6 protein-coding genes are annotated in these 9,742 nt (G+C 59.4%); 4 read left to right on the forward strand and 2 right to left on the reverse strand.

All coding sequences use genetic code 11. The annotated features are described in order from the left end of the window. The first annotated feature begins 97 nt into the window (after nucleotides 1-97). The 4 genes from IPM54_01535 to IPM54_01550 all read left to right on the forward strand — a co-directional run bounded on the left by IPM54_01535 (nucleotide 98) and on the right by IPM54_01550 (nucleotide 4,056). Entirely contained in the window at nucleotides 98-1,192 is a 1,095-nt protein-coding gene (locus tag IPM54_01535; protein MBK9258500.1) for a PQQ-dependent sugar dehydrogenase, read from the forward strand. Nucleotides 1,193-1,285: 93 nt separating this feature from the next. Next, the gene (locus IPM54_01540; protein MBK9258501.1) at nucleotides 1,286-2,002 is read left to right on the forward strand and encodes a hypothetical protein; all 717 of its coding nucleotides are present in this window, start codon (nucleotides 1,286-1,288) and stop codon (nucleotides 2,000-2,002) included. A gap of 90 nt (nucleotides 2,003-2,092) precedes the next feature. Next, entirely contained in the window at nucleotides 2,093-3,469 is a 1,377-nt protein-coding gene (locus IPM54_01545; protein ID MBK9258502.1) for a hypothetical protein, read from the forward strand. After that, nucleotides 3,466-4,056: a hypothetical protein gene (locus IPM54_01550; GenBank protein ID MBK9258503.1), complete on the forward strand. Its 591-nt coding sequence runs from the start codon at nucleotides 3,466-3,468 to the stop codon at nucleotides 4,054-4,056. Before IPM54_01545 ends, IPM54_01550 begins: the two co-directional genes overlap by 4 nt. 18 nt (nucleotides 4,057-4,074) lie before the next feature. Here the strand turns inward: IPM54_01550 and IPM54_01555 are convergent, their stop codons facing one another. After that, entirely contained in the window at nucleotides 4,075-6,564 is a 2,490-nt protein-coding gene (locus IPM54_01555; GenBank protein ID MBK9258504.1) for a PAS domain S-box protein, read from the reverse strand. Between the two features lie 179 nt (nucleotides 6,565-6,743). Next, entirely contained in the window at nucleotides 6,744-9,497 is a 2,754-nt protein-coding gene (locus tag IPM54_01560; GenBank protein ID MBK9258505.1) for a PAS domain S-box protein, read from the reverse strand. Between the last annotated feature and the right edge of the window lie 245 nt (nucleotides 9,498-9,742).

Consider the following 9,742-nt stretch of genomic DNA (forward strand, 5'->3'; position numbering starts at 1 on the left):
GAGCTCCAGCGGTGGTGGCGGTATGGGAGGCGCTGGTGGAGGAACTGCGGGCGGTGGCGGCATGCCGATGGCGTGTGCACCTGGCACGTCAGCGGATTTGCCGGCGATGAAGCTGACCGAGGTTGTGAATGGCCTTGCGCGACCGACGTTCGTCACGGGGGCACCCGAGGATACGACGCGGCTTTACGTGCTCGAAAAGCCAGGTCGAATTCGTATCGTCAAAGATGGGGCGCTGGTTGCCGAGCCATTTTTGGATGCGGCGGGCGTGGTCGAAGCAGGAGCGAACGAACGAGGCCTTTTGGGGCTCGCGTTTCACCCGCAATACGTGGCCAACGGACGATTTTACATTTATTACACGCGTGAACCCGACGGGGCCATCGAGATTGCCGAGTATACGCGCGGCATGGGCACGCCGGACGTCGCAGACCCGGGTTCAGCCAAGGTGCTGCTCACCGTTCCGCATCCGGACCATACCAACCACAATGGCGGCATGCTCGCCTTCGGGTCCGACGGGTACCTTTACATTGGCACGGGGGATGGTGGTGGCGGTGGCGATCCATTCGACAACGCTGAAAACAAAAATAGTCAGCTCGGCAAGATCCTTCGCATTGACGTCGACAAGCACCCTCAAGCGCCCGCGGGCAACATCACCGACGGCGATCAATACGTGTGGGATTGGGGACTGCGCAATCCGTGGCGCTTCAGCTTCGATCGCTGCACGAATCATCTTTACATCGCGGATGTCGGGCAGAATCAATGGGAGGAAGTCAACATCGAGGCGCCTTCCGATGGGAACAAGAACTACGGCTGGGACATCATGGAGGGCAAGCACTGTTTCGAGCCGGCGCAGGGCTGCGACATGTCGGGGATGACGTTGCCGGTGACTGAATACAATCACAAGAATGGCGCGCCGATGGATGATTGCTCGATAACCGGGGGCTACGTTTATCGTGGCACGAAAATCCCTGGGCTCGTCGGGACCTATCTTTATGGGGACTTTTGCACCAAACGCGTGTACACGCTGGCATGGGACAAGGGGACCATCATCAAAGAGGGAGAGATATCGGCGGATCTCGACAGCCCGTCCCTCCCTGGCGGCATTACGTCGTTTGGTGAGGACACGAGCGGCGAGCTTTACATCATCACGGATAGCTCGAACAACGGTAGGGTGTACCGAATCGATCCTGAATGATGCCCGGTCGCAGCCCGAATTCTTCGGGACGCGCGGGACCTCCCATGCAGACGGATTGACTTGTCGCGCCGCTCGCGGTTGTATACGTGGCGCATGTCGACGCACGCCCTCGAAACGCAACGAGACGCGCCGGAGCCTCGAAAAGCGGCGCCCTGGCTTGGTGTCGCGGCGGATGTGCTCTTGACGCTGGTGCTGCTCGTGCTGGGCATCGACCCGGTCTTCGATTTGGTGACCGGCTATCGCAATGAATCGGCGTTCGCCCTCGGCGTGCTCCACATGGTGATGGTCCCAGCCGCGATGCTCACGGGCCTCATTCGTTCGGACAAACTCGGCTTCTTCACCGAACGGCCGGGCTTCGTCCAAAAGGCATCGGATACCATCTTCATCTTGTTTTACTTGCTCGGGTGGCTCGTGCCGACGCTGGTTTTTGCGCAGCGCGCGCGCGTGCCCGGGTGGTTGATCGGTGGATGCATCGTGGTGCACGTCGTACCGGTCATCGCGACGGTCATTCTGGGGCTATTCAAACGCGCGTTTTGGATGGATCGCGCGGCCGAGTGGATTGCTCGTCAAACCGCGGTCATGGCCGTCGTGTACGCCGCGTATCTTGCCGGCGTCGAGGTCTTCTTGATGCTCGGGCGTCTCGAGGGGCGCGGTTTTGCCGGGATGGCGCTCTTCGTGTGGGCTCTGGCGTATTTGCCAACGCGCCTTTTGCTCGCGAGGATCACCGGCTTGCGAGGCCCCGAGCGCTTTACGTTCGTCGTCTCGAACGTGCACCTCTTGTTGCGGCTTTTGCTCGCGACCCCGGATTGATGACGCTGTTGCGGTCGCCCGGCCGCACGTGGTATGCTTTGCATGGTCCGGCGACACGTCGGTCACGCACGTGCAAAGGGCGGGCGCAGCATGGTGTTTTCGTTCATTTCTCGCAAAAAGCAGAACGTAGCGCTTTCGGCCGTCATGCTGCTTGGAATCCTCTCGGGCTGCGGCGAGGAGTCGTTGCCTCCTTACGACGTTTTGCCGCTCCGTGACGCGCTGCAGGCGTCGCCCGAGGTGATGGCGACCCTGCCCGAAGATTCGCGGCGAACGCTTGCGGTGCGGATGGAAGAGGCCGAGCGTGTGGACGCGGAACCGGTCGCATTCAAGCTGCCGGATGTCCCCACCTTCGATAACCTCATTGCAGCAGCAGATGCGCTGCGCGAAGCCGAAGGCGAAGACGCGCTGATTCTCGGCGAATTGTCGACGAACGACGGCCATGCACAGCTCGATGCGCGTGCGCCGTCGGAAGCCGATGTCGCGTTTGCCGGACCGCTCGATGTGCGCGGCAAGGCGAATGCCGTGGCAGCGCCATTCGAAGAGGCGGCGATCCGAGGTCGGGCGGGAAAAACCTTACGAGGGCTCGTATCGCGCACGCAGGCAAAGAGCATCGTGCGAATGAGCGGCTTGCCCGTGGGTGCAATCGCGTGGGACGACAAAGTGTACGTGAACGAATCATGGCTCGTCGCGCTCTCGGCGCTCGAAGACGAAAGCGTCGTCGTGCCATTGCCAGCAGTTCCCGGCGACATGAGCCCAGCGCCGCCGTCAAAACCGCTCTCTGTGGATTTCAGTCCGTATGCCATTCCGGATGATTTGAATAGCTGTGCTTCCCAAGTTCGAAACACGTGTCAATGCGGTTTCACGTCGTCGTGCTCGCACGTGCCGACGGATCAATCATTCGGCGATGCCAATGCGGAATGCGGCTGGGTCAACCTCGATACGTCGCACGCTTCGGCCATTTGCATCATTGCTCTTTTGAGTTTGGACGCCGTGAAGGAATGCGTCGAATCGGCCTATCCGCCGTGCGCGGCCATGCCCGTACGCACGCGCGACGATGCCGTGCTTTTTGCGACGAACGACGAATGCATTTCGATCATCGATAGTTGTTTGCAGAAAGGAGAGCCGCAGGTCGCCACGGGCAGCTCGACGGACTGCGACGATGCGTGCAATGATTGCAGATATTGCGACAACAAGGGCAACGATTGCCAGGAATGCGCGAGCGATTGCGAAACGGCTGCCAACGCTTGCGAAGCGTGTGTCGAGATTTGCGATGCTCTCTCCCAAAATTCGGTGCGAAAAGCGGAGGTCGGCGCAGCATTGCCCCTGAGGCCCGCGGCGATTCACGCAAGCCAATGCAGCATGCGCCCGCGCCGTGGAAAGTCTCCGCTGCCCGCGCCGATGGGCACGGCATTATGGCTCTTCGCCCCCGTGGCGTATCTCTTTTTGCGTGCGAGGAGGCGGCCGTGAAGACTTCGATCGTGCTCGTGCCCCTTCTCTCTTGTGCTTGTCTGTTTGTAGCAAATGTTGCATTTGCTCAAGCAAAGCCTGCGGATCCGTGGTCCTCGTTGAAAGAGGATCAGCAAGTCGAATACAACAAGCGCCGTTTGGGCTTGGGAGTTTCGGTGGGAGGTTTTTTCGTGCCGGGGCGGTGGGAAATCTCCAATGGTGCAAGTTTTGGATTGGAGGCGATGTACCGGGTGCCCTTCGATCGTCGCTTTCGATACGAGGTTGGTGCCGAGGGTCGATTCGTCCGCACGTTCGATTCCACGCACGCGGGGGCAGGCGCGCAGGGGCGCATCGTTTTCGGCTTGAACAGGTATATTGAAATGGATGTGTCCGCTACATTTTCCTATTCGCGCGTATCCTTCGATTTGCCCTTTTTCGCATCGCGAAATGCCTTCGTCGCGCAGGCTCGATGGGGCGTGGGTTTTCTGCTTTCGCGCTACGTATCGCTGGGCGTCACGCCGCTCGCTGCCACTTTCATGGTTGGCGACCACGTGGACGAGCTCTTTGCATTCGAGCCGGTCATGTGGGCGCGTTTTGCGCCCCTTTGAGCCATTGCGATGCAAACTTTATTTGGTGCGCAGAGTCCGGTGAGCCAATAGCTCCCGGACCGTCGGAAGCTCCACGGGTTTGACCAAGTGCGCGTCAAAGCCGGCTTCTTCCGACATGCGCCGGTCGTCGTCTTGACCATATCCGGTCATTGCCACGACGAGCGCGTCCGTCAATCCACCCTCGCGCATGGCGCGGCAGGCTTGGTAGCCATTGAGATAGGGCAAACCGATATCGAGCAAGACCACCGCGGGCCGCTCTGCCAAGGCCACCTCGACGGCTTTTTTGCCGTCGTGGGCCACGAACAGCTCATGGCCGTCGATTTCGAGGAGCATGGCCATGGTCTCCGCAGAATCGGAGTTGTCATCCACGACGAGAATCCGCAGCCCACCCTGTGGTTTTACCTTGCCGCCTTCGTCGTCCGCATCCTCGCTTGGGGAATCGTCGCACAATTCGGGGAGTCGCACGACGAATTCGCTTCCTTTGCCACGCCCATCGCTGTGAGCTTCGACGCGACCGCCGTGCATGTCGACGAGGCTCCGCACGAGCGACAAACCAATGCCCAATCCACCCTCCGACCGGTCTAGATTGCGATCCACTTGGTAGAACATATCGAACAGCTTCCCGAGTGCTTTGGATTCAATTCCTCGACCATTGTCACGCACGCGAATGATAGCCTCCCCGCGCTTGAACTCTCCATGCTGCTCGGCCGCCAATTCGATGATGCCCCCATCGTCGGTGTACTTGGCGGCGTTGTTCAGCAAATTGCTCACCACTTGCGCCAGTCGAGTCAAGTCGGCTTCCACGCAAATGGGTTTTCCGGGCAATGTCACGCGCAGCTCGTGGTGCCGGGCGTCGATCAGCGGCCGGCTCGTTTCCACGGCTTGCCGTATGACGTCGGCCAGGTCGAGGCGTGTCTTTTGGAGCTTGATCTTGCCTCGCGAAACGCGCGATACGTCGAGCAAGTCGTCCACGAGACGGGACAGGTGATTCACCTGCCGTTCAATCATGTCACGCGCTCGCTCGAGTTTCGGCTCTTTGGGCCCGAGCAACCGGAGAATTTGAACAGCATTGAGAATGGGCGCGAGCGGATTGCGGAGCTCGTGCGAGAGCATGGCCAAAAATTCATCTTTGCGCTGATCGGCTTCTTTTAGAGCTTCTTCGGCTTTCTTGAGGTTATTGATGCTGATACCCGTGCCAAACCAGCGCGCGATCCGTCCAGATTCATCACGAATGGCACGTGCCCGCAACTTGAACCACTCGTACTCGCCGTCTCGCCTCCGGACTCGGTATTCCGCGTCATAGTCGTCGTCGAACGTTTCGACAGCAGCGCGCCATGTCGACACAACGCGCTCGCGGTCGTCGGGGTGGAGAATGTTCGCCCAGCCGCTCCCGAGCAGTTCGGAGGCCGGTACGCCGGAGAATTCGACCCATTGTTCGCCGACATAATCACAAATTCCATCGGGTGTATTGGTGAACGTCATGCCGGGGATCGATTCGAGCGTTTGACGATAAAAATTCTCACTGGCCCGCAATTTCTCTTCCGCAGCTTTTCTCTCGCTGATGTCGCGCAAAACGACCGTCGATAACTTTTGCCCCGCGACCTCGCTGCGCGCAATGGATGCTTCGATGGGAAACTCCTCGCCATTTTTGCGCAGTGCACTCAATTCGCCGAGCGCGCTCATCCTGCGAGGGGTTTGCCCTGTGCGATTGAAACGTTTGACGTGCTCGTGATGCGCCGCCCGAAAACGTTCCGGAATGAGCCGCGAGAGCGGCATGCCAATGGCTTCGCACACGGAATACCCGAACATCTGCTCGGCCGCCGGATTGAAGAGCTCGATGCGCTGCTCGTCGTTCACCGCGATCACGGCATCCATGGCAGAATGAATCAACCCGGAAAAACGAGCCTCGCTGATGCGTAGTTGCTCCGTCCCCTGATGACGCTGAATGGCTGCTGCGAGCACGTTGGCCACGCCTTGCACGAACGCGACGTCGTCTTGCGTGAAATGCCGAAGGGACGTCGAGTGCGCACCGAGCACTCCCCACGCTCGCGTTTTCGAGCCCGCGATGATGCAACTGAGCCCGCTCACGACGCCATGATCGCGCAAAAGCGGCGGCCCCGAAAACCGCGTCTCCGTGCGCAAGTCTTCGACGATGACGGGTTCGCCGACCCACAATGTGTAGCCTGCTTGGGAATCCAGCCCAGTACTCACCGTCGCTTCGCCCAGGAGGCCATCACGCCATCCCACGCCCGCTCGAAGCAGCACATTCGTGTCGCCAGGCAGCAGTTCGAGGACCTTGCACAGGGGCACGTCGAGCGTATTGGCGAGCGTCTCCACAGCCTTGTCGAAGAGCGTCTGAAGATCCTGTTCGTGGATCGCGCTCATGCCGATGTTGGCAAGTGCTTGTTGCTGCCGAACACGAACCGCGATCGTCGCCTCGGCCTCTGCCAAACGGCGGCGCAAGTCAGCGTTTTCTGCAACCAATCGGTCGTCACGAGTCGTGAGCATTCGGAGCATTCATGGACCTACAGCGGAGCGCAGGTCACAGGTATATGCGCAAACTCGATGGCCGTCGAGGTCTTCGTGTAAATCGGTAATTACGACAAAATTATAAAATTAAGTTTTACGAAAAACGGCCGCCGGTAGTCGGGAAAAACGGATTGTGTGCAATGCGAGGCACTCGATGGTCAGCCGGATGATGATGTCGTCGGCTCGCCACCGGTGGGCAACATTGGCAAAGTGAATCGAAATGTAGTCGTTTCTCCAGGGGTGCTGTACACGTCGATGTGTCCGCCATGCGCCTCAACGAGCCCGCGTACGATGTAGAGTCCAAGTCCGAGGCCTTTGATGGGGCCACCATGCGCGTGCCCACGCTGAAAGCGCTCGAACAACGTGGGCAGCTCTTCGGGGGCGATTCCCAGGCCTTCATTGCGCACCGAAATGAGGATTTCGCTTTCGCCGCGTTCCAGGGTGATTTCAATTGGCGTTCCTGGAGTGCCATATTTGATCGCATTGGAAAGTAGGTTTTCGATGATCTGTTCCATGCGTTGCGGATCCACGGACAGCCGCGGAATGTCGCCGCGGATGAGCAGCGTCATGCGTTCGTGGTGCTCGCTTGCTTCGGTCACGCGCCGAAGCAGTGCCGCAATGTCCGTGGGCACGGGCAGAAGCTCGATCCGATGGGCCTCCATTTGTGACACGTCCGTCAAGTCGCCGATCATTCGGTCGAGCCGTTTCACGCTTTGGATGATGCGCTCGGCACGCGTGACGACCTTGGGATCGTTCGACGATCGCTGGAGCAAGCTTGCCACGGTTGCAATGGTTGCGACCGGTTGCCGCAAATCATGGGCGACGATGCTCGTCCATTCTTGGCGCAATCGTTCGAGCTGTTTGAGCGAAGTGACGTCCTCGTAGGTCAGCATGGCCCCGACAAACTGCCCACTGTCGCTGCAGATGGGCGATGCATTGACCAAAATGTAAAGATCTCGCTCCGGGGGCCGGTGAATGAGCAATTCTCGACCGATGACGGTTTCGCCACGTAGCGTACGTTCCAGCGAAAGCTCGCTTTCCGGCAATGCCGATCCGTCGGGATGACGCATGCGTTGTCGTAGGACATCGAGAGCGTCGGGCGCCGAAAAATCCAATCTCAGCAATTCCTCCGCGCGATGATTGGCGATGAGCTTGGGTTTTTCGTCCTTTGTTTGCCGGCAGAATACGATGCCGACGGGCGATCGCTCGAAGATGCTTTGAAGCCATCGTTGCTCCGTCGACAATGCTTCGACGAGCCGCTCTCGCTCTCGTTCCAGCTTTCGGCGTGTGGTCACGTCTTCATTGATGGCAAAAGCGCCGAGGATCCGGCCGTCGGGGTCGAGCACGGGTGCTGCCGAGTTCAAGACGAATTTGCGTTCGCCGTCGAATGTCTCAATTTCGAGGCAATCGTTCAGCACGGTTTCGCCCTTGCGTATGGCCCGGGTCAGAGCCCATTCATCGATTTGGATTCGCTTGCCGGTATCGGCCCACCATGCCTTGACTTCGCCGAATCGATCGATACCCACGAGCGCCACGCCGCCCCAAATGTGTTTTCCTGCGGAATTGCCCATGATGAGCTGGCCATGTTCGTCGGAAACCCATACGCCGACGGGCAATGTCTCCAGGACCTGCCTGAAGAGCAATTCACTCTTTTGCAGCGCACGCTCTGCGGCGCGTTTGTCGGTGACGTCCTGCACCACGCCGAAGACGTGCGTCACGCGTCCGTATTCGTCGCGGCTGACATCGCACTCGGCGTGCAACGTCCGCTCCTGGCCGTCGGGGCGAATGACGCGGTAATCGACCGAAAAAGGGGCGACCCCGCGAAGCGCTCCGTCGATGACATGAATGATGGCTGCGCGGTCATCGGGCTGTATCCGCGACAAGACGTCTGCATACGTCAGCTTCTCCTTCGTCGGTTCGCGCCCGAACAGTCGAAATAGCTCGTCCGACCAATAAACATCATCGGTATCGACCGTCCAATCCCACGTGCCAATGTGGCCTGCTCGCTCGACGCGAGACGATCGCGTTTCACTGAGTCGGAGTCGTTGTTCGAGCTCTGCTTGCGCGCTGATGTCGCGGACGATGGACATGTGCCTATGGGGTACGAAATGGGCCTGCGCCGCGAATTCGCCCATGAAAGAGCTGCCGTCCGCCCGCCGAAATGGCCCTCGGCCCCGGGACGCGCCTTCTACGAGAAAATGTGGCCATCGCTCCTCGAGCGTCGGCTTCATGTCAAGTAGCGCCAAATCGAATACCGTCCAATACAATAGCTCGTCCTTCGACGCTCGGAACAGCTCGCATGCGTACGGATTGACATCGACGATGCGACCGTCGTCGTCGGCAATGAAAATGGCATCTTGCGCGCCTCGGAATACGCTCGAACGAGCTGTCGACGTATTCGCTTCCGTCGGGCGAGCTCGCGCCAGCGTTTTTGCGAGCACGGCGGCGAGCGCTAGCAGCAAGGACTGCAATCGTTCTCGGTCGCCTTCGGGCCAGGCAGAAAAGCATACCAGTACGCCAACGATCCGATGGTCCGAGACGAATGGAATCGCAATCGCCCAGCGCCCGCAGCCAAGCTCCAGGCCGGCACGCGCATCGGGCGGCGCGTCCTCGGCCGCTCCGTCGACATCCTGAACCCTCCGCGTCCGAGCTACCACGGCGGCGAGGTTGGCCGAATCAATGGGGACGGAACTGATGCGCTCGAGCAGCTCGGAAGGTGCACCGTACTGAGATGTGAGGGTGAGCACCCATCCAGTATCGTCGAGGGAGTACACGAGTGCGGCACCCCCACCAAGGGCATTGACAACGAGCTCTGGTGCCGTTGCGTAAGCGTCGGCCTGATCGGTGTCGCTGTCGCAAGCAAGTCGTGCTGCCAGCGTAGCTAACCAGTCTCCACTGCTGGCCAAGCTCATGCAGTCCCCTTGACGTGATTCTACCCGGACTGCACGATACCTAGCTGCAGTACAAGTTTTCAAGAAAAATCGTTTGCACTTATCCTTGGCACCAGAAGCGCCAGAACATGCTGAGCCAGATGAGTGTCTAGGCCGGTAGCATGGGACCACAAGTGAACGTATCGGAGCCAACAGTTTTTCTTGCACGGTTTATGGCAAAAAAACAGTGTGGACGTATCTGCCTATCGTCCGACACGGCACAAAAT

The sequence above is a fragment of the Polyangiaceae bacterium genome, from assembly GCA_016715885.1.
Classification (GTDB): domain Bacteria; phylum Myxococcota_A; class Polyangia; order Polyangiales; family Polyangiaceae; genus Polyangium.

Coding starts and splice junctions, on each gene's coding strand:
- IPM54_01540 (MBK9258501.1), top strand. CDS start 1,286: ATGTCGACGCACGCCCTCGAAACGCAACGAGACGCGCCGGAGCCTCGA.
- IPM54_01545 (MBK9258502.1), top strand. CDS start 2,093: ATGGTGTTTTCGTTCATTTCTCGCAAAAAGCAGAACGTAGCGCTTTCG.
- IPM54_01555 (MBK9258504.1), bottom strand. CDS start 6,564: ATGCTCACGACTCGTGACGACCGATTGGTTGCAGAAAACGCTGACTTG.
- IPM54_01560 (MBK9258505.1), bottom strand. CDS start 9,497: ATGAGCTTGGCCAGCAGTGGAGACTGGTTAGCTACGCTGGCAGCACGA.